This is a genomic window from Actinokineospora fastidiosa, from assembly GCF_014648415.1.
In the GTDB taxonomy this organism is placed as follows: Bacteria; Actinomycetota; Actinomycetes; order Mycobacteriales; family Pseudonocardiaceae; genus Actinokineospora; species Actinokineospora fastidiosa.
This window is the reverse complement of the sequence record NZ_BMRB01000004.1, coordinates 266,300-288,508: the sequence shown is the minus strand read 5'-3', so window position 1 is coordinate 288,508 and position 22,209 is coordinate 266,300. Positions and strand designations below refer to the sequence as shown.

Here is a 22,209-nt window from a genome sequence, read left to right as displayed (position 1 = left end):
GCCACCTCGCCCGTGTGCCCGCCGTCTAGTAGCCCGCGCGCTTCTCGGCGTACTCCTTGGCCAATCGGAGGTTGCTCGTGCTGTTCGCGCTCAGCACCCGGCGGAGGTGCTTGCGGGCCTGCTCCATCGTGGTGCCCTCGCCGAACAGGTGGAGCATCGATTCCTTGATCGTGGCCACGTGCCGCGCGGTCGCGATGACGCCCTCGGGCGTCTGCTCGAAGCGCCAGTGCCCGCTGTGCGCGTCCAGGGTCCTCGGCGGCTGGGTCTGCTTGTAGACGATCAGCCGGGGCTCCAGGCAGATCCGCACCGACCGGGTCGTGTGCCGCGAGCCGTCGGGGGAGACGGTGTCCATGTCGAAGAACTGGACCTCCGGGCTGGGCTGGGTCATCTCCAGCCGCGCCACGTGCGGGATCCGCTCCGGCCACTTGTCGGCCTCGTAGAGGTAGGCGTAGATGTCGGCTATGTCGCCCGCGATGAAGACGGAGTCGTCGAAGGCGATCGTGCGCCGGTGCAGGTCCTCGAGGTTCTCCGCGGCGTACCGCAGGGACTCCAGGTAGGCCGCGCCGCCGCGCCGCATCGAGGCCAGCCGCTCGGCCGCGACGTCGTCGTCCTCGCTCAGCAGCGAGAACTCGTGGCGCATCCGCACGTGCGTGGTCCCGTCCGGGCGGGGCTCGAAGTCGAAGCCGCCGCCGACGGACTCGAACGGCGGGGCGGCGGGCTCGTGGCGGAACTCGGTGCCGGTGTCGGTCTGGAAGCGCCGGGCCGTCCACGTGCGCACGGAGTCCTCGCCGGTCAGCGACCAGAACCGGATCAGCTCGCCGTCGCCGTCGGACGGGACGCTCTCGGCGTACACCGCGGGGCCGTGGAACCGCGGCCACTTCGCGAAGTCCATGGCCACCGCGCGCGTGGTCTCCAGCGGCGCGGCGACGACCACACTGGACTCGGTGACGTGCTTCTTGTTCGTCAGCACCTGGGCTCCTCGTTCGGGGGCTTGGGATACAGGTACGCCCCAGCCTGCTCGCCGCGCTGGAGCGCCGCTTGAGCCCGCTTCGACCGCGCCGGGCGATGATCGGCGCAGCGAAGGGAGCCACACCATGAGCACTCAGCTCGCCGCCGACGCGGTCGCCGTCCCGTTCCACGAGACCTATGCCGCCGTGCAGCAGTTCTACGCCAGGCAGATGCACCTGTTCGACACGGGAGCCGGACCGGAGTGGTCCGAGACGTTCACAGTGGACGGGACCATGGAGCTGCCCAACCTGCCCGAGCCGGTGCGGGGCCGCGGCGCGCTGGCGCTGATCCCGCCGCGGGCGGCGGCAGCGGCGGCCGACGCGGGCGAGACGCACCGGCACTGGCACGGGATGGTCGACGTCGAGCCCCGCCCGGACGGCGCGCTCGACGTGCGCTGCTACTCGCTGGTCTTCGCCACCCGCCCGGACACGGGTCCCCGGCTCCACCTGGTCTGCGTGTGCCGGGACGTCCTGGTGCGCGAGGGCGTGGCACTACTTGTGCGGTCACGCAGGGTCACCCGCGACGACCTGCGCTGAGTCAGTCGTCGAGCAGGGCGACGGCGCGGGCCCAGCCCGCGCCCGCCCGGGCGATCTTCACCGGCAGGCAGGACACGGTGAACCCGGTGCTCGGCACCTGGTCGAGGTTCGCCAGCCGCTCGATCTGGCAGTACTCGCGCTCGCGGCCGACGAAGTGCGCGGGCCAGAGCACCGAGCGGTCGCCGGTGGCGCGGTAGCGCTCCAGCATGTTCGGGAACGGCGCGTCGAGGCTGAACGCGTCCGTGCCGATCACCAGGACCCCCAGGTCCAGCAGCAGGTGCGTCGCCTCGGCGTCGAGGCCCACGAAGTCGGTGAAGTACTTGGGCGTGCCCGACAGCAGGTCCGCGCCCGTGCGCAGCAGCACGATGTCGCGCGGGCGGGGCAGGTAGCCGATCCGGTCGAACTCGCGGCGCAGGACGTCGGCGCCCACCGCGCCCACGGGCGCGTCGCTGATGTCCAGGACGACGCCGGGGCCGATGAACCACTCCAGCGGCATCTGGTCGATGTGCCGCGGTGTCCCGTAGGCGGCCCTGGTGCCGTAGTGCGACGGCGCGTCGACGTGCGTGCCGGTGTGGGTGGTGAGGGTCATCGTGTCCAGCGACAGCAGCTCGCCGTCGGGCAGGACGGACGGGTCGAAGTCGATGCCGTGCCGCTCCTTCATCCCGTCCGCCATGTGACGGCCGCCTTCGGCGCACGACATGACCTTGTGCACGACGGGGTTGGGCTCCCACACCTCGGCGTCGATCGGGGTGGACAGGTCGATGATGCGCATCAGGCGGTCAGTTCCATTCCGGTGTCGGTGACGGGCAGCAGGTGGAAGCGGCGCAGGGCGGCGTCGACGCGCTCGGCGTCGCCCAGCGCGCCCCGGCCTGCCACATAGCCGTCCGGGCGGATCAGCAGGTAGTCCCCGACGCCCAGCCCCAGGTCGCGGCGCAGGCGACCGTCGGGGTCGGGCAGCGGGTCCGGGCCGCCGTCGAGGACGCTGCGCACCGAGACGGCGGCGGCGTAGCGCCGGGCGACCTCGCGCAGCGCCGGGACGAGCTCGGGTCCGGGCACGGCCAGCAGCGTCCATCGCGGATCGGTCAGCTCGGCGCACAACGCCTGCCACCCCTCGCTGCGCCGCTCGGTCTCCGCGGCGCACGCCACCCGCTCCCCCGGCCGGACGCGGCCGTCGGCGGGCTCGGTCAGCGGGCTGTCGGCGTAGGTGAGGGCGAGGCCGGACATCGCGCGCAGGATCTTGCGCTCCACCGCCCGCCGGAGCGGCCCGATGGTGTTCACCGCGGTGATCACCACCGGCAGCAGCGGCTTGGGTATCGGGATGTCGGCGCCGGGCGCCAGCACCGTGGTCGCGGTCTTGGTCGAGCGCAGCAGCCGCGCCCCGATCTCGACCCGCTCGGCGTCGTAGGTGTCGAGCAGGGCCTCCCCGGCGTACCCCCGGATCACGTCGGCGAGCTTCCACGCCAGGTTGACGCCGTCCTGCACGCCCGTGCACATCCCCTGGCCGGAGGCCGGGCTGTGCACGTGGGCGGCGTCGCCCGCCAGGAAGCACCGCCCCTCGCGCATCCGGTCGACCATGCGCTGGCGCACCAGGAACTCCGAGGCCCAGGTCGGCTCGGCCACCCGCACGGCGGCGCCGAGGGCCTGCGAGATCCGCCTGCCGAACCACTCGGCGAGGGCGTCCCTGCCCTCGGCCCCGGTCATGTCCACCAGCCGCCACCGGCCCGGGGTGGGCAGCGGGACCAGCAGGATCGTGCCCTCGGGCGTCACCAGCAGGTGCAGGCTGTCCCTCGGGATGTCGCCGTCGATGGCCGCGTCGGCGACCATCCAGGTCCGCGACGACTCGCCCACCAGGCGGATGCCCAGCTGGGCGCGCACGGTGCTGCGGCCGCCGTCCGCCCCGACCAGCCAGGGGACGACCGGCTCGTCGGCCGTGCCGTCGGGCAGGCGCAGCCGGGCGAGCACGCGGTCGCCGCGCTGGTCGAGCGACTCCAGCCCGGTCGACCACTCGACCGGCACGCCGAGGGCCAGCAGCCGCTCGCGCAGGACCCGCTCCACCTCCACCTGCTCCACCTGCAGGGTGAACGGGAACCGGGTCGGCAGCCTGCGGTAGTCGGTCCCCAGCCGCAGCAGCCTGCGCCCGTCGCGGTGCACGCTGAACCGCCCGACCCGGTGGCCGCGGGCCACGATGTCGTCCAGCACCCCCATCTGGTGGTAGACCTCCAGCGTGCGGGCGTGGTTCGCGGTCGCCCTGCTGGTCGTCGCCGGGCCGTCCGCCCGGTCCACCACCCGGACGGCGACACCGCGCCTGGCCAGCTCGTGCGCGACGGTCAGCCCGACCGGCCCGGCTCCGACAACGAGGACAGCAACCATGCCGGGCAGGCTCATCGGGCCCGCTCGATTCCGGCTGGAGCCGGACTGGGGCTCGACCGCCCGTCGACCGACCGGTGCCAGCCTGGCCCGTCACCACCCGGACCGGAAGGGACGCCCATGACCACGACGAACGCGCCGAGCATCGCGAGCGGGCCGCCGCTGGCCACCGTGGCCGGGCTCTGCCCGGGGCCGCGCATCGACGACCCGCTGCGCCGCGCCGCCGAGCGCGTCCCGGACCGGCCCGCGCTGCGCACGACCGCCCGCGACCTCACCTTCGGCGACCTCGACGCGCGCGCGACCCGCGTCGGGGCCGCCCTCGCCGCGCTGCTCGGCGAGCCGGGCGTCGTCGCCATGGCCATGGTGCTCGACCCGGCGTTCGCCCTGGCCTTCTACGGCATCGCGCGCTCCGGCCACGTCAGCGCGCTGGTGAACCCGCTGCTGCGGCCCGACGGCCTGGTCCACGTGCTCGCCACCAGCGGGGCGCGGGCCGCGATCGTGCCGCCGGAGGTGTACGACCGGCTGTGCGCCGTCCGCGACCGCCTGCCGGAGCTGCGCGACCTCATCCTCACCGCGCCGGACGACGCCCACCCCGGCGTGCGCAGCCTGGAGTCGCTGGAGCGCCACGGCGAGCGCCTGCCCCCGGTGTCCCTCGACGCCGATTCCGACGCGGTGGCGTGCCTGCAGTTCACCAGCGGCACGACGGGCGCGCCCAAGGCGGTGCGGCTCACCCACCGCAACCTGACCGTGAACGCCGCGCAGACCATCCACGGCCACCAGCTCACCGACGAGTCGGTGCTGTTCAACTACCTGCCGACCTTCCACCTGATGCACCTGAGCATCGGGGTCGCCGCGATGGCGTCGCACGTGCTGTTCCCCGAGGAGGACACCCCGGCGGCGGCCACCGCTGCCCGCCGCTTCCACGCCACCCACCTCTACAGCCTGCCGGTGCGGCTGGCCCGCATGGCCGCCGATCCCCGCCTGGTCCGCGAGCGGGTGCCGACCCTGCGGGCGATCATGTCCGGCGGTTCGGCGCTGCGGCCCGACCACGCCGAGACGCTGGCCCGGCACTTCGGCGTCCCGGTCGTGCAGGGGTTCGGCCTCGCCGAGACCTCGCCGTGCACCCACCTCGGCGTCCTCGACCGGCCGAAGGCGGGCTCGTCCGGCGTGCTGGTGCCGGGCGCCGAATGCCGCATCGTCGACATCGATACCGGCGCGGTCGTCCCGATCGGGGAAACCGGCGAACTCCACGTGAAGGGCCCTCAGCTTATGGCGGGCTATCTGGGCCGCGATCTCGACGCCGACCTCGAACCCGGCGGGTGGTTCGCCACCGGCGATATCGCATTCCTCGACGAGGACGGATATCTGTTCGTCGTGGACCGGATCAAGGACGTTTTCAAGCGGGACAACTGGTTGGTGGCGCCCGGGCGGATCGAGGCCGTCCTGCTGCGCCACCCCGACGTCGCCGAGTGCGTCGTCTTCGACCACCCGGACGAGTTCTGCGGCGCGGTCGCGCACGCGCTCGTGGTGCCCGTGGGCGGCTCGCTCGACCCGGCCGCGGTCGCGGAGTTCGTCAACGGCCAGGTGCCTTACTTCGAGCGGGTCGAGCACGTCGATGTGGTGACGGCGATTCCGCGCTCCCCCACGGGCAAGGTGTCGCGCCGCGACCTGCGCAGGACCGTGGTGGAGGCGGCGGACCGGCGGGGCGGTATTCCCATTGCGTGAACAAGAACCGTTGTCGTCCGGGTGAATCCACACGCGACGAACGCCGTCAGACTTGCGTCAGTTCAAAGCGAACTCGATGCTGGGACGAGGATTTGCTGTTCGCACCTTGTCCGGACCCGCTCCCCCGCGGGGTGACCTGAGAACGGATCCACATGAGATTCAAGATCCTCGGGCCGATGGAAGTCACGCACGCGGGCCTGGTGTGCACGCCCACGGCGACGAAGGTGCGGTGGACCCTGGCATTCCTGCTGCTGCGCGCCAACCGGATCGTGGACACCGCGTCCCTGATCGACGAGCTCTGGGGCGACCACCCGCCGCGCAGCGCGCTGACGACGATGCAGACCTACATCTACCAACTGCGCAAGATCTTCAGCCAGGTCGCCGCCCGCGACGACCGCTCGGTCCCCCGCATCCTCACCCGCTCCCCCGGCTACACGCTGCAGCTCGACGACGACGTGGTGGACGCCAGGGTCTTCGAGCGCCTGCTGAACCAGGGCCGCGACCTGCTCGACGCGGGCAACCCCGAGGACGCGTCCCGGACGCTGCGCGCCGCGCTCGAGCTGTGGAGCGGCCCTGCGCTGGCGGACATCCCGGCGGGCAGGCTGCTGGAGGCCCACGTCACCCACTTCGACGAACTGCGCATCAAGGCGCTGGGCCTGCGCATCCGCGCCGACCGCCAGCTCGGCCGGGCCGCTGAGCTGCTCCCCGAACTGCGCTCGCTGGTCAGCAGCCACCCGCTCAACGAGTGGTTCCACGGCGAGCTCATCAAGGCGCTCACCGCCACCGGCCGCCGGGGCGAGGCGCTGCAGGCCTACCAGGCGCTGCGCCGCATCCTGCACGACGAACTCGGCCTGGAGCCCTCGGTGGCGATGCGCCGCCTGCACCAACAGCTCCTCTCCGGCGACGGTCCGCCCGCCCCGACGATTCCCACCCAGGACCGCCGCAGACCAGCGCCCTCTCCCGTGCGGTAGCCCTCACTCGAACGGGCGGTCCTCACCGCTGGGTCACATAGCCCGCAGCTGCGGCGGTACCCGTAGCGCCTCAACCACCGATCGACTGGAGGAATCTCATGGACACCACGAAGCGTCTCGTGTCGGCGATCGCCCTGGCCACGGCCATGGTCGGCGTGCCGACGGCAACGGCGGTCGCCGACGAGGCCGCGCCGCGTGCCGACGCCGTGGTCACCGCCCAGGACGTCAACCCGACGGACGACAACAACGACGACGGCGGGAACAACTACTGGGGTCTGCTGGGCCTGCTCGGCCTGCTGGGCCTCGCCGGTCTCGGTGGCCGCAAGCGCGGCACGGTCCACCACGTCGACGACCGCGGCATGGGACGCTGACCGGATCGGCCCGGGAGGCCGGCCATGCGCTTCGGCAACACCAGGGTGGAGTTCCTGGGCGGCCGCGCGGGCTGCCTGACGATGCTGCTGGTCTCGATCGCCTTGTCGATCCTGCTGACCGTCCTGCTGAACGTCCTGCTCTGACCGGACGCTAGGCGCGGACGACGACGCCCCGGTCGCGAATGCGGTCCCAGGCGCCGATCGGCAGGTCGACCAGGACGAGCATCTCGTCGACCCCGGCGAACCGCCCCTGAGCCGCCACGACGCGGTCGGCCTCCGGCCCGGTCAACCCCAGGACGCGCGCGATGGTGTCCGCCGGGGCGCTGCCCAGGTCCACCAGCCCGCCGTCGTCATAGGCCAGCCCCAGGTCCGGGCGGCCGATGCCCAACTCGCGCGCCATGAGCGGGTCCTGGTCGGCGAGCGCGCGAGCCTCCTCCCGCCGCCTACGCGCGGCGAGCACCTGCGCGACGGCGGGGTCGATCGGCGCGGGAGCCGGCTCCCCGGGCCCCGGCGGCAGCCCGTACACCTCCCGCCGCAGGGTCCGCAGCTGGAAGCAGGCCGTCACCGCCACGGTGATCATGATGAACCCGAGCGGCGCCTTGTCCTCAAGGTCCTTGAACAGGCTCGTCATAGCGAACAGCGCGATGTCGACGACGCCGTAGACACCCACCCACACCCACGCGGACCGCCGCCGAAGCCGCTGCGCGGCATGCGCGAACGGCACCACGGCGAACATCCCGACGGTGCCGAGCGCGACCCAGAAGTACCAGATCCCGGCAATCCGACTCCGCGCCGAAACACGCTGCGGTGCGGTCACGACGTTCTCCTCCCCCAGGGGTCACTCCTCTGAGCGAGAGTATCGAGAGGACCCACCGACTGTTACGGCGCGGTGCGTCAGCAACGGCAGTTGCCGTCCAGCCCGACCGCGATACCGCAGGCGGGGCAGTAGTTGGCTACGGGAAGCGGCGTCGGCGGGTTCAGGCCGGGCCGCCGCGCGGGCTTGCGCCGCATGTTCGCCGGATGCAGCACGGAGACATCAGCTGCCGTGGTGGTGACGTACCCCGCCCGGTGGACCGCCGCCAGACAGTCCTTGATGCTCCCTTTCGGATGCTGCCGGAACCAGTTGGCCACGAAGACGTGCCAAGGCCGCTGGTCCTGGACGATGCTTCGACGCCCGGAATCCTTCCGCGTCCTCTGTCCCTTGGCAGGCGCGCTCGCCTTGGTTGTCGTGCTCGACTTCGCCGTATTCGGCTTCGCTGGCGCGCCCGCCTTGGTTGCCGTGTTCGACTTCGCGCGGGCTGGCCGCCCCCTGGTCTGCGTCTTTCTGGCCGCCTTGGCCGTCACCGGTTCGGGTGACACTCCGGGGAGATTCGCCCGCAACCGGCCGATGGATTGGGTCGTCGCTCCCGAATGCCCCGCCTCGGCAAGCGCGCGCAGGCATTCCCGGTTCGACCCCGTGGGGAACGACCTGAGCCACTTCCTGGCCGCCGCCTCCCAAGAGCCGCCCCGGTCAGCCGTGCGGCGGGCACGCACCGGCCTGACCGGCGAAGACTTCACCGCACTCCGCGGCACCACCCACTCCCGGGCGGGGACCTCGCCGGGCACGTACGGGTCGGGAACGTCGTCGTCGGGGCTGTATCCCGGTGTCAGCTCGTGCCGGAAGGCGTAGTCGTCGTACCAGTCGTTGATTCTGCGCATCGGCACCTGCCTCACCCTGTCGGCGTTACCCGTGCATCGCGTCGGGTCGGTCAAGCGCTACAGCGCGTCCAGGGCGGATTTCGCTTGGGCGGCGCCGGTGGTGGCGCGGTGCATTTGGGCGCGGTAGCCGATTCGGCGGGCGGTGGCGTGGGCTCGGCGGTGGTGGGTGAGGGCGGCGTGGGGATCCTGGATGCGCAGGCAGGCGGTGCCGAGGGTGTTGGCGGCCATCGTGCTGAGCAAGGGGTGGTGGAGGTGGGTGAGGATTTCGCACGCCTGGTGGGCTCGGGTGCGGGCCTGGGCGGGATCGCCGAGGAGGAGTAGGACTTCGGCGTAGTCGACGTGGGTGAAGGCGGTTCCGAAGGGGTGGTCCGACGCCTGGGCGGTGCGGACGGCCTCGTGGGCCTGGCGTTCGGCTCGGGTATGGCTGCCCAGCTTCGCCAGGACCAGGGCTTCCTGGGCCGTGCTGAGGGCGAAGCGGTGTGGGGTGGTGGCCAGGGAGCGGGAGCGCTGGGCCGACGACAACGCCGCGGGGAGGTCGTTCAGCATCTCCTGGGCGTGGCTGAGGTTGCCCAGCAGGAGGGCGACGACGTCCGGGGTGGTGGTCAGGGTCAGGGCGTGGTGGTAGCAGTCCGCCGATGTCCGGTAGTCGCCGGACATTCCGTGGAGGGCGCCGAGTCGGCTCAGGGCCATGGCTTTCGCGGTGGGGTCGGTGGTCGGCAGGGTGAGGCGGTGGCGGGTGCAGGCGAGGGCGGCGGTCAGCTCGCCCGCGCCCCAGTGGGCGTCGGCGAGGTGGCCGAGGGCGCGGTGGAGGGCCGCGGGGTCGCCTAGGCGCTGGGCGGCGTGGGTGGCGGCCTCGGCCACCGCGCGGAAGTCGTCGTGGTGGTCGCGCAGGTGGGGAGCGGCTCGATCGGCGATCTTCCAGGCCGACTCGTCCTCGGCGCGGTCCAGCGCCTGGTGGACGACGGCGCGCAGGCTCGCGCGCTCGGCGGCGTACCAGTGGTGGTCGCCGCCCGCGCGGTAGTAGGCGAGCAGGCGGGTGAACGCGCTGTCGTCGGCGTCCGCGAGGTGGCGGGCGTGCTCGGCGAGCAGGTCGTGCAGGCGGTAGCCGGGTTCGAGCAGGTGGGCGTCGAGCAGGCCGTCCAACTGCCGCTCGGCCTCCTCCTCGGGTAGTTCGGCCAGCGCGGCCGCTGCCGACACGGTGATCACGCCGCCGGGGTGGGCGCCGAGCAGCCGGAACATCCGCTGGTGGTCGGCGTCGAGCTCCTGATAGGACAGGTGGAACGTGGCCGCCACGTCGCGTCCGCCCGCGCGCAGTTCGGCCAGGCGGTTGCGCTCCCGGCCGAGCCTGCCCAGGAACGCCTCGATCGTCCAGTGGGGACGCTGCCGCAACCGGCTCGCCGCGATCCGCACGGCCAGCGGGAGGTTCCCGCACAACCGCGCGACACCCGCGTCCGCGCGACCGGACACGGCGGCGAACAGGGCCGCCGCGTCCGCCGAGGGCAGCGGGTCCACCGGGACGGGGACGGCGCCGTCGATCTCCGTCAGCCTGCGCCTGCTCGTGATGATCACCGCGACGGTCGGGGTCGCGGGCAGCAGGGGGACGACCTGGGCAGCGTCGGCGGCGTTGTCGAGGAGGACCAGCAGCTTGCGGCCCGCCGTGCGCGCCCGCCACAGGGCGGCCCGCTCGTCCAGGCCCGCGGGCTGCCGATTCGCCGGGACGCCCAGCTGCCACAGCAACGCCGCCAGCGCCTCGCTCGGCCCCAGCCGCTCCCGGCCGGGCGTGTAACTGTGCAGGTCGACGAACAGCTGCCCGTCGGGGAACCGGTCGGCCACGCGATGCGCGGCGCGCACCGCCACAGCGGTCTTGCCCACGCCCGCCATGCCGTCGATCAGCACCGGCACGTGCAGGGACGCCAGGACCGCCGCCAGTTCGGCGTCGCGGCCGACGAAGTCGGGCGGCTCGCCGGGCAGGCAGCACGGGCCCGCCGGGTCCTCCCGCAGCACCTGGTCGTGCGCGTCCCGCAGCTCAGCGCCCGGCTCGACGCCGAGTTCGTCCACCAGCCGCCGCCGCGTCCGCCGGTAGACGGCCAGGGCGTCGGCCTGTCTGCCCCGCTGCCGCAGCGCCCGCATCAGCAGCCCGGCGAACCCCTCGGACAGCGGGTGCTCGCCGACCAGATCGGTCAATTCGGCCACGACGTCGTCCCCGGCGGCCACCCGCTCGGCCAGGTGCAGGTGCAGCACCGACAGCCGCCGTTCCTCCAGTGCCGCCGCGGCGCCCGCCAGCGCCGGGCTGTCGACTCCCGCGAGCGCCCTGCCCCGCCAGCAGGCCAGCGCCGCCGCGTGCTCGCCGCGCCCGACGTGCGCGTCGAACGCGCGCAGGTCGAGTTCGGGCGGGTGGAGCACGAAACCCGGTCCGACGGCGGCCAACGCGTCCGGCGGGAGCCCGGCGTCGACCAGGGTCCGGCGGAGCGCGGTCGTCACGTTGCGCACCTGGCGGACGGCCGTCGCGGGCGGGTCGGCGGCCCAGACGACGTCAACGAGCCGGGACACCGGCACGACCCGACCGGCGTCGAGCAGGAGCGCGGCGAGTATCCGTTCCTGCCGCGCCCCGACCGGCGCGATCCTGCGCTCCCCGGCGTGCGCCCCCACCGGCCCCAGCACGCGAAACTCCATGACCCGTCCCACTAAACCACCGCGCTCGGACCAGCGATGCGGCCGTGATGCACCTGTGATGCACGCGCCGAAGACCCTGGTCACCGGCAAGGCACGAGGCACAGGAGGACCACGATGGGCAAGCGGATGGCGGTGGCGGCGCTGGTGGCCGCGGGGGCGGCGGTGGGGCTCGCCCCGGCCGCGGCGGCGGGCGGGCAGCCCGACCACCGCACGTGCGAGCGGGAGTTCCACCAGGCCGTCTGGGAGGACATGGACAGCTTCAACCGGCGCGACGAGGCCCGCTACCGGGCGATCATCCACCGCGACATGGTGACCGTGGGCCGCAAGGGACAGGTCTACATCGGCTACGACGCCAACATCCAGCCCGTGCTGGAGTCGTTCAAGCTGCCCTACGAGTGGTCGATGCCCTGGACCGTCACGCACACGGTGGTGCACGGCTGCAGTTCCGGCTTCGCGATCCTCGACGCGCGCCACATCGTGCCGTCGCAGAACGTCGACCGGCGCCTCACGGTGAGCCTGACCCTGGTGCGCGAGCGCGGGCGCTGGCAGGTCATCAAGGACACCGTCACCGACGTCCCCTGAGCGGGGTCGAACCGGGGGTGCGGCGGGGTGGTGGACACGGCGTCCGCCACCCCGCCGCCTTTGTCGTGCGGTTGGGGGTTCTTTGGCGGCGCCGGACATGGTGAGGGGGCAATGTCCTTCACGACATAAGGAGTGGCTGTGAAGACCAAGACCACCAAGCCCGCATCGATGAAGAAGATCCAGGTGCGCAAGGCGGGCACCGTGCGGCTGACCTCCGCCGCCTGCGAGTGCTACCACGTCGAGGTCTGATGGCGGACTCGTGCGTGGGCGCGGTCCGCGCCCACGCACGGCTCCTCCGCGATCGAGAGGGGACCCGTGACCGACGTCGACGTGCCCGCGCGGCACGACCGGCCGCTCGCCCTCCACGAGCTGGTCTACCTGGAGGACGGCGACGAGGTGACCATCGGCAGGCCGGACACCGACTCCTACGCGGTGTTCCCGGTCGACGGCGCCGCCATCGTGCGCAGGCTCGCCGCCGGGGAGACGCCCGAGCAGGCGCAGCGCTGGTACGAGGCCGAATACGGCGAGAGCACCGACATGGACCACCTGATCGGCGCGCTGGACGAACTCGGCTTCCTCCGCGCCCCCGAGGAGTCCGCGGGCCCGGTCGCGCCCGTGCGGTGGCGGCGATTGGGCGCCGCGTTGTTCTCCCCCGTGGCGTTCGCGCTGTACGCGGCGGTCGTGTGCTGGGCGGTCGTCCTCGCGGTGGTGGACCCGGCGCTCGCGCCCAGCTACCGCAACCTGTTCTTCACCGACTACTTCACGGTCATCGAGATAGTGCTGATCGTCGCGGCGGTCCCGCAACTGGTCCTGCACGAGGGGTTCCACGCGCTCGCCGGGCGCAGGCTCGGGCTGCGGTCCCGGCTGAGGTTCGGGCGCAGGCTGTACTTCCTGGTGGTGGAGACCTCGCTCGACGGCCTGGTCGCGGTGCCGCGCGGAAAGCGGTACCTGCCGATCCTGGCCGGGATGCTGGCCGACGTGCTGGTCCTGGCCGGGCTCATCATCGCCGCGGACCTGACCAGGGGCGCGGACGGCGGGCTATCGCAGGTCGGCCGCATCTGCCTGTGCGTCGCCTACGCCACGACCCTGCGCCTGGTCTGGCAGTTCTTCCTCTACCTGCGCACCGACCTCTACGTGCTGATCAGCACCGTCCTGCGGTGCGTCGACCTGCACGAGACCGCCAAGCGGACGATGCGCAACCGCGTCAACCGCCTCCTCGGCCGCGCCGACCGGCTGCTCGACGAGTCCGAGTGGCACCCGGTCGACCGGCGGGTCGCCCGGTGGTACTCGTGGCTGATGGTGGGCGGGTACACCGTCAGCCTCACCACCTTCGCCGTCGCCATCGGGCCAGCGGCGTACCACCTGTTCTCCGGCGCCATCGGCCGGTTCTTCGCCACCGGCGCGGTCCCGGCGCGCGAGCTGCTCGACTCCGTCGTCTTCCTCGTGGTCACCCTGGGGCCGCTCGCGGTCGCGGGCTGGCTCGCGGTGCGCGAGCGCCGCAGGCGGGCGCGCACCCGGTACCGCCACGTCATCGCATGAAGGGACAGCCATGCCCGAGCACATCCGGCTCCAGGCCGAGCGCCGCCGCGACCGCGACGCCCACCGGCGGACCTGGTCGGCGCCCCCGGCGCTCGCCGTCGTCGACGCGCACCGGCGCCTGCGCGGCCCGTACACCGCGGTCGGCGCGATCCTGCGCGCGATCGGCGACGACGCCCTGCGCCGCTGTCCCGGCCTGGGCGAGCGGCACAACATCGCGATCCTGACCTGCGCGCCGGAGTTCGCCGGTCGGGTGCCCGCGATGGAGACCCCGCTGCAGCTGATGTCCAAGGCAGGCGAGCGCACCCGGTTCCAGGCGCGGCTGCACACGCTGCGCATCTCGCACGGCGTCGTGGACCTGCTGCACGAGTACCTGACCGCGCTCGGCGGCGGGCCGCGCACCCTGGTGGTGGAGAACGCCCACGAGGCCGACCCGACCGACCAGGAGTTCCTCGCCGTCGCGCTGCGCCGCGCCGACCCGGCCCTGCTGCGGGTCGTGGTCTGCACGGGCACCGGCCCGGTCGCTGACCCGCCCGGCCCGGTCGCCGCGTCCCTCCCGCAAGCGCTTGACGCCTACACCGAGATCCACACCGCGCCCGCGCTCGCATCCGACGAGTCCTTTGTGGACGGACAGGCGTATGTGGACAGCGACGGCACCTCGGACGATCCGCGGGTGCTCGCCGCCTACGCGGCCTTGCCGCCCGAGGAGCGCGCACGCCTGCACGACGCCCGCGCCGCCGAGCTGACGGCCAGCGGCGAGTTCTCGCTGTCCCTGGGCGCGATCCCCTACCACGCAGAGCACGGCGGCGACCCGACCCACACGGGCGCGGCGGCTCTGCGCCGCGCCCAGGTCCACTGCCGCAACCTCGGCATGTACCACGCGGCGGCCGACCTCGGCGCCCGAGGTAGGGCCGTGGTGGACCGCGCCGAGCAGCCGGACCTGTGGTGGGAGTTCACCGGCGGCATGACGACCGCGCTGTCCTCCGCGGGCCGCTCCGACGAAGCCGAGACCGTCTACCACGAGGTGCGGGCCAGTTCGACGGACCCCGCGACGCACATGAAGGTCGCCTACGGCCTGGCGATGCTCTACGCCCGCCATCACCCCACCGAGCGCCACGACTACCAGGTGGCGCGGGCCTGGCTGAACCTGGCGATCGCGCTGGCCGCCGGGCTGGAGGACCCCAAGGACCGCACCTACTTCACCGTGTTCAACGGCAACGGCCTCGCCCTCGTCGCCATCCGCCAGGGCAGGCCGGACGAGGCGATGCGGCTGCTCAACGACGGCATGGCCCGAATGGACCGCGAGCTCGACCCGGGCGAGCGGGCCATGCACCGGGCGGGCCTGCGCTACAACCGCGCCCGCATCCACTCGATGCTGGGCAACCTCCACGAGGCGCTGGCCGAGTACACCGCGGTGATGGAGATCGACGAGGGGTTCGCCGACCACCACTTCAACCGCGCGGCGATCCTGGTCAGGCTCGGGCGCACCGCCGAGGCCGTGGCCGACTACGAGGCCGTCATCCGCCTGTCGCCGCCGTTCCCCGAGGTCTACTACAACTGCGCGGACGCGCGGATGGACCTCGGCGACGTCGACGGCGCGGTCGCCGACTACCGCAGGGTCCTGGAGCTCGACCCCGACCACGCCGACGCGCGGGCGAACCTGGCGGGCGCGCTGTGCGACCTCGACCGGCTCGACGAGGCCATGGGCGAGGTCACCGCGGGCCTGGCCCTGGCGCCGGAGCACCCGCACCTGCTGTGCGTGCGCGGGCGCGTGCTGGCCGAACTCGGCGACGCGGAGGGGGCGCGGACCGCGCTGGGGGCCGCGCTCGCCGCCGACCCGGGGCTGGCCGCGGCCTGGGCGCTGCTCGGCTCGCTGGACTTCGACGCGGGCGACGTCGCCGCCGCCATCGCGCACCTCGACCGGGCCGCCGAGCTGGCCGACTCCCCGCAGATCCGGTTCAACCGGGCCGTCGCCTACGAGCACGCCGGGGTGCTCGGCCAGGCGATCAGCGACTACGAGGCGGTCCTCGCGGTGACCGACGACGAGGACGCGCGCGCCCGGCTGGACAGCTGCAGGCGGGTCATCGCCGAGACCGCGGCCCGATGACCGCGCGGGTGCTCGCCGAGCAGGCCGTGGCGTCGGTGTTCCCCGACGCCATGGCCCGGCTCGCCGCCGGTCTGGCCGTGGTCACCACCCGCGACGCGGAGGCGCCGAGGGGCCTGCTGGTGTCGTCCCTGTGCTCCTACAGCGTCGCCCCGCCCTCGGTGCTGCTCACGATCGACCGGGGGTCGCGGTCGTACCGGCCGCTCACCGAGGGCGCGGAGTTCGGCGTGCACCTGCTGGCCGACACGCAGGCCGCGGTCGCGGACCGGTTCGCCCGCCGGGGCGCGGACAAGTTCGCGGGCCTGGCGTGGGAGTGGGACGACGGGGTCCCCCGGCTGCGCGGGGTCCCGGTGTACCTGCGGTGCGCGCTGGCCATGGTGTTCGCGCACGGGGACCACGCCGTGGTCATCGGGGAGGTCGCCGCGGCGCGGGTGGGCCGGGGGGACCCGCTGGTCTACTTCGGCAGGCGCTACGACTGGCGGCTGCGGGGACCGGCCTAGCGGCGCGCCCCGCCGATCGGGGTGTCCCGCCGCGCCGCGTCGAACCCGCGCGCCACGCAGGTGTGCACGGGGTCGGCGGGGTGCGCGCCGCGCAGGACCGCGTCATGGGCGGCGCGGACGGCCGGGCCGGGTTCGAGCCCGGCCTCGGCGATCATGGTCCGGCGCAGGCGGGTGTAGGCGCGCAGCGCGTCCGCGGTCCGGCCGAGCCGGGCGAAGGCGACCATGAGCTGCTGGTGGAGGTCTTCGCGCAGGGGATGCCGCGCGCACAGTTCGACCAGTTCGTCGAGGATCGAGAGGACCCGGCCCTGGCACAGGCCGACGCTGACGCGCTGCTGGAGCACGGTGAGCCGCTGCTCGTCCAGGTGGACGGTGTAGCTGTCCAGCACGCCTGCGATGTCAGCCACGGCCCGGCCGCGCCAGAGGCCGAGCGCGCTGTCGAACGCCGCGCCCGCCTCCGCGCACCGGCCCTCGGCCAGCCGCTCGTTCCCCGCGCGCGCCAGCGACCGGAACTCGCTGAGGTCGAGCTGCCCCCGGCCGAGGCGGATGGCGTAGCCGTGGGACTCGGTGCGCAGCACCGGATGCCTGCGCGGGTCGGCGGACGCGCCGGTCAGCGCCCGCCGCGCGCCGCTGACGTGCATCTGCAGCGCCGCGGCCGCCGACCGCGGCGGCCGGGTCGACCACAGCAGATCGATGATGACGTCGGTGGTCAGCACCTGGTTGGCGTGCAGCAGCAGGATCGCCACCAGCGCGCGCTGTTTCGGCGGCATCGGCGGGCACGGCCTGCCGTCGCGCAGGATTTCCAGGAATCCCAATACGTTGAAGCGCAGCCCGCCCGCGCTGGCGCCGTGGTCGATACCGCCGCGTAATCGATCGGCCAGTGTCACCCTGTCTCCCTCGACTCGGACACGCGGTCCGGCGTCGACCGGTCCCGCCCGTCGCAGAAACGTACGGACGGGCGATCCGCACCAGGTAGGGGCCGATCGAGTGATCGGGCCACTCTACGCTGAACGGCGTTGCCGACGATGCGCCTGAATGGCCAATCGCCCCGCCGGGACCGACCGGCGCGGCGCCGCTTCCCGGCGGACGACCGGCCATCCGCGCGCCCGAGAGCGGCATGCGGAGTAGGAAGTTGCCGCTGCCTGCCGGTTCCGGTGCGTGACCGCGTCGTCGGCCGGGAGTGTCCGGGTGGGACGGTCGGCGACCCGTCCGCCCGAACGCGCCGGAATCTTGTCGGCGACGGGTGGTCGTCGGCGGAGCCGGCTGGCCATAATGGCGGCCCCATGGCGATCGGACCGCTGCTCACCCACCGCCGCACGTCACCGATCGAAGAAGTCTCACGATCGCCGATGGCGGCGCACAGCGGAGCGGTTGTCGACGCGCTGCGCGGTCAGACGCCGTCCAGCTTGGGGACGATGTTGGCGAGGGTCTTGCAGGCTTCCAGGATGAGGGGGATCTGCCGGGCGAAGTGGTTGACGAAGACGATCAGGAAGGTGACCAGGGCCTTGGCGTTCTTCAGGTGGAACGCCACGTTCGACAGCTCCTCGAACGGCGGCTTGTAGAACCGCTTCGCCGCGGCGCTGACGAGTTGGCCGAGCGCCTGGGCGGTGATGTCGCGCACCGCGGACCGCACGAGGTTGACGAGGTCGCCGGTCACCCCGACGACGATGCTCATGACGGTCGCCAGGTTGGCCGCGGCCTTCATCGCGTTGATGATCGTGGCGGCCACGTTGTCCCGGTAGGACTCCCCGGCCTCGCCCTGCCAGCCGCCCGTCTTGTCCTTGACCGAGGCGTAGTGGTTCGCAAGGCGCGTCAGTTCCGCGCTCATGTTCTTCCAGGTGAGGCTGGCGCCCTTGATCATCTCCGGGTTGCCTGCGAGGCCGTCGAGGATCAGCCGGAACGGCTTGACGTGCTCCATGACCCAGCCCGCGGCCCAGCTGACGGCGGTGCCCAGCGGGTCGCCCGCGAGCGCGGCCCCGTCGGCGCCCATCGAGGCGATGTGGCCCGCCATCACGCCGTAGTTCCGCTTGCCCGAGTCGCTGGCCTCGACGACGAGGTCCCAGGTGTTGCCGACCAGGCCCGCGCCCTTCCCGCCGTTCTGGGCGTCCATGTTGGTCAGCGGGCCGCCGTCGACCGGGTTGTAGTTCTTCCAGTCCCACCCGGTTCCCTTGGCGATCAGCCCGTTGCCCGCGTTCTCCGGCAGGTTCGCGCCGATCGTGCGCAGTTGGCCCGCGTTGTTCTCGTCGGAGTCCACATAGGCCTCGACGGCCTTGATCAGCTGGTTCGCGGCGGAGTCCACCGCTCGGGCGATCTTGCCGATGCCGTCCTCGGCGTACTCCTGGACCGGCGAGAGCGTCATCGCGAAGAACTGGCAGTACAGCCCGTAGGCGACGTTGATGCCGTCGGGGCAGGCCTCTTTCGCGGCCCCGACGACGCGGTCCAACGGCTGCTGCATCTGCGCGACGGCCCGCGCGTGCGAGAACAGCTCGTCGGGGTTGATCGTATAGCCTTTTGGTGGCGCCATGGCGGTCTTCCCGGTGGTCTCGTCGATCAGGAGAGGATGGAACGCCCGGCCCAGTCATCCTGGTCGTCGTCCGGTCGGATCGGCCTGCGCCGCGGCGGGGTGCGCGGCGCGGGCCGCCGGTCGTCCTCGATGCCGCCGATCGCCAGGTGCCGTGGTCCCGAACCCCCCGGTCCGGACACCGGCATGGCTGCCGTCGGCGCGGGAAAGGACTTGCGCGCGTTCGCGACCAGCTCGTCGGTGAGCGGGTCGCCCGGCGCCGCGCCGCGCAGGATCTCCTCGACCCGGGCCGCGACCCCCGCCTGCGCGGCCTGCACGCAGGCCAGCACGGTGGCCGCGACGCGCTGCGGCGGCAACGCGCGGAGCGGTTCCGCGCAGCGGACGTCCAGCAGGTTGCCGCTGGAGCCGACGGTGACCTCCACGGCGCCGTCCGGCGAGCGGTGGGTGACGGTGATCGCGTCGATGCGCCGGTGGGCCTCGGCGAACACCTCGTGGCGGCGGAACGCCACCTCGACGACGTCGTCGAGGTGCCGGATCGCCTCGTCGGCCGCCGCCCCGTCCACCGCGACGGCCCGCGCCCCCGAGTACTGGTTCATGTCGGCGTTCTCCCCCGGAGTTGTCTGGGTCCGGGACCGACGCTAGGGCCGACGCGGGCGCGGCGTGACGGTCGTTCGACCCACAATCGAGGGCCCCGGGCCTCCCCCGGAGCCGATCAAGCTGAGACACTGACCGTGATGGGACACGCCGACGCGGGTGACGCCACCGAGGTCGAGGTGCGCCGCCGGGGGCGCCGCTACGCGGTGACCGTGCGGACCGTCGTCCTGGCCTGCGCCGCGGCGGTGGCGGTCTACCAGACGCCCGTCCCCCTGGTGGTCGGCGTGGCCGTCGCGCTGATCGGGTGGAGCGCGGTGTTCCTGGTCATCGGGCCGCGGGCCTGGGTGGTCGCGGTGGACACCGGGGTCGTCGTGGCGCTGTGTCTGGCGCAGCGGTGGACGGTGCCGCCGGAGGCGCTGAGCGACAGCACGAACTGGGTGTTGGCGGTCGTCTCGATCACCGCGGTCGCCCACCAGTGGTACACCGGCACGGCGGCGGGCGCCGCGGTGACCGGCGTGGTGCTCGCGGCCTATCTCGCGGGCAACTTCCTGGCCGATCCGGCCGTCCTGCCTGTCTCGGCGCCGCTGGCCCTGTGGACGCTGGGCGAGGCCGGGCTGTCGCGCGGGCTGTTCCTGCTGCTGCGCGCGGGCGCGCAGGCCGCCGACCAGGAGTTGGCGGTCAGCGAGCGGGCCCGCCGCGACGCCGCCGTCGCCGCTGCGCGGCGGGCCGACGAGCGCGAGCACCTTGCCCTGCTGCACGACACCGCGGCCTCGACGCTGCTGGCGGTCGGGATGGGCGCGGCCGACGCGCCGTGGCTGCGGGAACGGGCCGGGCAGGACCTCGCGGTCCTGCGGGACCGGCCCGCCCCCGTGGCCGCGGTGGCCGACCTGGTCGAACTCCTCGCCCCGGTCGTGCGGCAGAGCCCGGTCGACGTCGAGACGCGGGCGCCCGCGAGCGTTCCCCTCCCCGCTGAGGTGGCGACCGCGATCCGCGGCGCGGTGCGGGAGGCGCTGGCCAACGTCGCCCGACACGCCGGGGTCGACACCGCGGTGCTGACGGTGGACCACGCGGACGGTCGGGTCGCGGTCGAGATCGCCGACGCGGGCCGCGGCTTCCGGCCGGACCTGGTCTCACCCCACCGCCGCGGCGTGGCCTCGTCCATCGTGCGGCGGATAGACCACGTGGGCGGCCGGGCGGCGGTGGAGACCGCGCCGGGCGCGGGCACGCGGGTGCGGCTGGAGTGGTCGCCGTGACCGCGCTCGCGACCGTGGCGCCGAGCGACCGTGAGGCCGGCGCGGCGGGCCCTCCGCTGATCGTCGCCGCGAAACTGCTGCGGTGGCTGCGCTTCGCCAGTCTGCTGATCGCGATGGGCACGCTCTACGGGCTGGCCCTCCCCCTGTTGATGGCCAACACCGCCGTCTACACCAGCCTCCCCCGGCAGGTGTGGGCGTTCTGCCTGCTGACCGCGGTCGCCCTCGTCGCCGGGTGCCTGATCGCCGTCGACCGGCTGGCGGGGTGGGCGAGGTGGGTGCTGCTGGCCGCGGTGGCGGCGGCGTCCGGGCTGGCCACCACCGGCATCCGCGCCGACCACCTGACGGCCGAGGCGGAGTGGTCCTACGGCGTCATCGGCTGGTTCGCCATGGTCCTGCTGCTGGACCGCGGCCGCGCGGCGGCGGCGTTCCTGGTCGCGCACACGGTCGTCAGCTTCGCCCAGGCGGCGCTGCTGGGACAGGACGTGGTCGGGATGGTCGTGGTGGCCGCGATCGTGCTCGGCTGCCAGTCGCCTGTGCTCGCCGGGGCCCTGGCGCTGCGCCGGATCGCCGACGACGTGGCCGCCGCCCGGCGCGCGCGGGAGGAGGTGCGCACCGCCGAGGCGGTGGCGGAGCGCCTGCACGAGAGCAGGCTCGCCCGGTACGCCGACCTCGCGGGCACCACCGTCCCGCTGCTGGAACGGCTGACCGACGGCTCGGCCGACCTGTCCGACGCCCGGGTCCGCGCGGACTACACCGCCGAGGCCGCGAAGCTGCGCAGGCTGTTCGCCGAGAACGACGACGTGCCCGACCCGCTGCTCCACGAACTGGAGGCGTGCGTGGACCTGGCCCAGCGCAGGGGGATCGCGGTGTACCTCGGCACCTGCGGTGAGTGGGTGACGCCGCCGCTGGCCGTGCGGCGGGCGCTGATCGAGCCGGTGGTGTGGGCGGCATCGGCCGCGACGGCGGCCAGGGTGACGGTGATCGGCTCCGCCGAGGGCGTCACGGTCAGCGTCGTCGCGGACGCGCCCGCCGACCTCGCGCCGCAGGCGGAGGCCCCGGTCGCCGTGACGCGGATGGTGGACGGGACGAGGGTGTGGGTGGAGGCCGCATGGCGGAGGTGACCACGGCCGTGATCGTCGACGACCACCCCGCGATCATCGCGGGCGTCGAGTCGTGGTGCGCCGCGGCCGACCCGGCCGTGCGGATCGCGGACTCCGGTTCGACGCCCGCGGTGGCGTGGACCGGCGCGGGGCTCGGCGCGGACGTGGTGGTGTTCGACCTCATGCTGTCCGGCCCCACCCCCGCCTACGGCGACCTGCGCCGCCTGGTCGACGCGGGCCGCCAGGTCGTCGTCTACACCATGCGCGAGGACCGGGACACGATCCTCACCTGCCTGGACATCGGCGCGTTCGCCCACCTGGCCAAGACCGAGGGGCCCGCCCACCTCGTCGCCGCCATCCGCGCCGCGCACGGGCACCAGCCCTACACCGCGCCCGCCATGGCGCGGGCGATCTGCGCCGACACCCGGCCCGAGCGGCCCCGCCCGACCCCGCGCGAGGTCGACGTCCTGGTCAACTGGTTCGCCTGCGAGTCCAAGGAGATGGTCGCCCGCAAGCTGAACCTGTCCGTCCGGACGGTCAACAGCTACATCGACCGGGTGCGGATCAGGTACGCGAACGCGGGCCGCCCGGCGCCGACGAAGGCCGCGCTCGTCGCCCGGGCGATCCAGGACGGCCTGGTGCGCCTCGAAGACCTCTGAGTCCGCTTAGGACG

General features: G+C 73.5%; 20 protein-coding genes. 11 read left to right on the top strand and 9 right to left on the bottom strand.

Translation table 11 applies throughout. The features are described 5' to 3' along the window. Positions 1-25: 25 nt before the first annotated feature. Positions 26-970: an aromatase/cyclase gene (locus IEY98_RS23440; protein ID WP_229787275.1), complete on the bottom strand. Its 945-nt coding sequence runs from the start codon at positions 968-970 to the stop codon at positions 26-28. A gap of 124 nt (positions 971-1,094) precedes the next feature. On the opposite strand from IEY98_RS23440, the gene IEY98_RS23435 reads away from it, so the two are divergent. Then, positions 1,095-1,544 (top strand): nuclear transport factor 2 family protein, encoded by a 450-nt coding sequence (locus IEY98_RS23435; RefSeq protein WP_189212771.1) that lies wholly within the window; start codon positions 1,095-1,097, stop codon positions 1,542-1,544. A gap of 1 nt (position 1,545) precedes the next feature. Here the strand turns inward: IEY98_RS23435 and IEY98_RS23430 are convergent, their stop codons facing one another. Continuing rightward, positions 1,546-2,316: a cyclase family protein gene (locus IEY98_RS23430; protein ID WP_189212770.1), complete on the bottom strand. Its 771-nt coding sequence runs from the start codon at positions 2,314-2,316 to the stop codon at positions 1,546-1,548. After that, positions 2,316-3,914 carry an FAD-dependent oxidoreductase gene (locus tag IEY98_RS23425; protein WP_189212769.1) on the bottom strand — a complete coding sequence of 533 codons (1,599 nt, stop codon included), beginning with the start codon at positions 3,912-3,914 and terminating at the stop codon, positions 2,316-2,318. Before IEY98_RS23425 ends, IEY98_RS23430 begins: the two co-directional genes overlap by 1 nt. A gap of 117 nt (positions 3,915-4,031) precedes the next feature. Between IEY98_RS23425 and IEY98_RS23420 the strand changes: the two genes are divergently transcribed. The 3 genes from IEY98_RS23420 to IEY98_RS23410 all read left to right on the top strand — a co-directional run bounded on the left by IEY98_RS23420 (position 4,032) and on the right by IEY98_RS23410 (position 6,978). Further along, the gene (locus IEY98_RS23420) at positions 4,032-5,636 is read left to right on the top strand and encodes a class I adenylate-forming enzyme family protein (RefSeq protein WP_189212768.1); all 1,605 of its coding nucleotides are present in this window, start codon (positions 4,032-4,034) and stop codon (positions 5,634-5,636) included. Positions 5,637-5,812: 176 nt separating this feature from the next. Continuing rightward, a complete protein-coding gene (locus IEY98_RS23415; RefSeq protein WP_229787273.1) occupies positions 5,813-6,607 on the top strand; it encodes an AfsR/SARP family transcriptional regulator in 795 nt (264 codons plus the stop codon). A 98-nt stretch (positions 6,608-6,705) separates the two neighbouring features. Continuing rightward, the gene (locus IEY98_RS23410; protein WP_189212766.1) at positions 6,706-6,978 is read left to right on the top strand and encodes a WGxxGxxG family protein; all 273 of its coding nucleotides are present in this window, start codon (positions 6,706-6,708) and stop codon (positions 6,976-6,978) included. Positions 6,979-7,129: 151 nt separating this feature from the next. Here the strand turns inward: IEY98_RS23410 and IEY98_RS23405 are convergent, their stop codons facing one another. The 3 genes from IEY98_RS23405 to IEY98_RS23395 form a co-directional block, all read right to left on the bottom strand. Further along, a complete protein-coding gene (locus tag IEY98_RS23405) occupies positions 7,130-7,795 on the bottom strand; it encodes a hypothetical protein (protein ID WP_189212765.1) in 666 nt (221 codons plus the stop codon). A 77-nt stretch (positions 7,796-7,872) separates the two neighbouring features. After that, entirely contained in the window at positions 7,873-8,682 is an 810-nt protein-coding gene (locus IEY98_RS23400; RefSeq protein ID WP_189212764.1) for a hypothetical protein, read from the bottom strand. A 51-nt stretch (positions 8,683-8,733) separates the two neighbouring features. Beyond that, positions 8,734-11,349 (bottom strand): AfsR/SARP family transcriptional regulator, encoded by a 2,616-nt coding sequence (locus IEY98_RS23395; RefSeq protein ID WP_189212763.1) that lies wholly within the window; start codon positions 11,347-11,349, stop codon positions 8,734-8,736. 114 nt (positions 11,350-11,463) lie between these two features. Between IEY98_RS23395 and IEY98_RS23390 the strand changes: the two genes are divergently transcribed. The 4 genes from IEY98_RS23390 (at position 11,464) to IEY98_RS23375 (ending at position 16,071) form a co-directional block, all read left to right on the top strand. After that, positions 11,464-11,931: a DUF4440 domain-containing protein gene (locus IEY98_RS23390; RefSeq protein WP_189212762.1), complete on the top strand. Its 468-nt coding sequence runs from the start codon at positions 11,464-11,466 to the stop codon at positions 11,929-11,931. Between the two features lie 315 nt (positions 11,932-12,246). Next, the gene (locus IEY98_RS23385; protein ID WP_189212761.1) at positions 12,247-13,470 is read left to right on the top strand and encodes a hypothetical protein; all 1,224 of its coding nucleotides are present in this window, start codon (positions 12,247-12,249) and stop codon (positions 13,468-13,470) included. A 10-nt stretch (positions 13,471-13,480) separates the two neighbouring features. Then, positions 13,481-15,574 carry a tetratricopeptide repeat protein gene (locus tag IEY98_RS23380; RefSeq protein ID WP_189212760.1) on the top strand — a complete coding sequence of 698 codons (2,094 nt, stop codon included), beginning with the start codon at positions 13,481-13,483 and terminating at the stop codon, positions 15,572-15,574. Further along, positions 15,571-16,071, top strand: a complete 501-nt coding sequence (locus tag IEY98_RS23375; protein WP_189212759.1) for a flavin reductase family protein — start codon at positions 15,571-15,573, stop codon at positions 16,069-16,071. The genes IEY98_RS23380 and IEY98_RS23375 overlap by 4 nt, the downstream gene beginning before the upstream one ends. Here IEY98_RS23375 and IEY98_RS23370 read toward each other — a convergent pair. The 3 genes from IEY98_RS23370 to IEY98_RS23360 all read right to left on the bottom strand — a co-directional run bounded on the left by IEY98_RS23370 (position 16,068) and on the right by IEY98_RS23360 (position 19,185). Continuing rightward, a complete protein-coding gene (locus tag IEY98_RS23370) occupies positions 16,068-16,955 on the bottom strand; it encodes an AfsR/SARP family transcriptional regulator (protein ID WP_189212758.1) in 888 nt (295 codons plus the stop codon). The genes IEY98_RS23375 and IEY98_RS23370 overlap by 4 nt on opposite strands. Positions 16,956-17,458: 503 nt before the next feature. Beyond that, positions 17,459-18,592 (bottom strand): type VII secretion target, encoded by a 1,134-nt coding sequence (locus IEY98_RS23365; RefSeq protein WP_189212757.1) that lies wholly within the window; start codon positions 18,590-18,592, stop codon positions 17,459-17,461. Between the two features lie 26 nt (positions 18,593-18,618). Next, positions 18,619-19,185, bottom strand: coding sequence for a YbaB/EbfC family nucleoid-associated protein (locus IEY98_RS23360; protein ID WP_189212756.1), 567 nt, complete (start codon positions 19,183-19,185; stop codon positions 18,619-18,621). A 138-nt stretch (positions 19,186-19,323) separates the two neighbouring features. Here IEY98_RS23360 and IEY98_RS23355 point away from each other — a divergent pair, with 138 nt between their 5' ends. The 3 genes from IEY98_RS23355 to IEY98_RS23345 are packed head-to-tail and all read left to right on the top strand — an operon-like array spanning position 19,324 to position 22,195. After that, complete coding sequence (locus tag IEY98_RS23355) at positions 19,324-20,436, top strand: sensor histidine kinase (RefSeq protein ID WP_189212755.1); 1,113 nt, start codon at positions 19,324-19,326, stop codon at positions 20,434-20,436. Continuing rightward, positions 20,433-21,557 carry a hypothetical protein gene (locus IEY98_RS23350; protein WP_189212754.1) on the top strand — a complete coding sequence of 375 codons (1,125 nt, stop codon included), beginning with the start codon at positions 20,433-20,435 and terminating at the stop codon, positions 21,555-21,557. Before IEY98_RS23355 ends, IEY98_RS23350 begins: the two co-directional genes overlap by 4 nt. Beyond that, positions 21,545-22,195 carry a response regulator gene (locus IEY98_RS23345; protein WP_189212753.1) on the top strand — a complete coding sequence of 217 codons (651 nt, stop codon included), beginning with the start codon at positions 21,545-21,547 and terminating at the stop codon, positions 22,193-22,195. Before IEY98_RS23350 ends, IEY98_RS23345 begins: the two co-directional genes overlap by 13 nt. Positions 22,196-22,209: the final 14 nt, after the last annotated feature.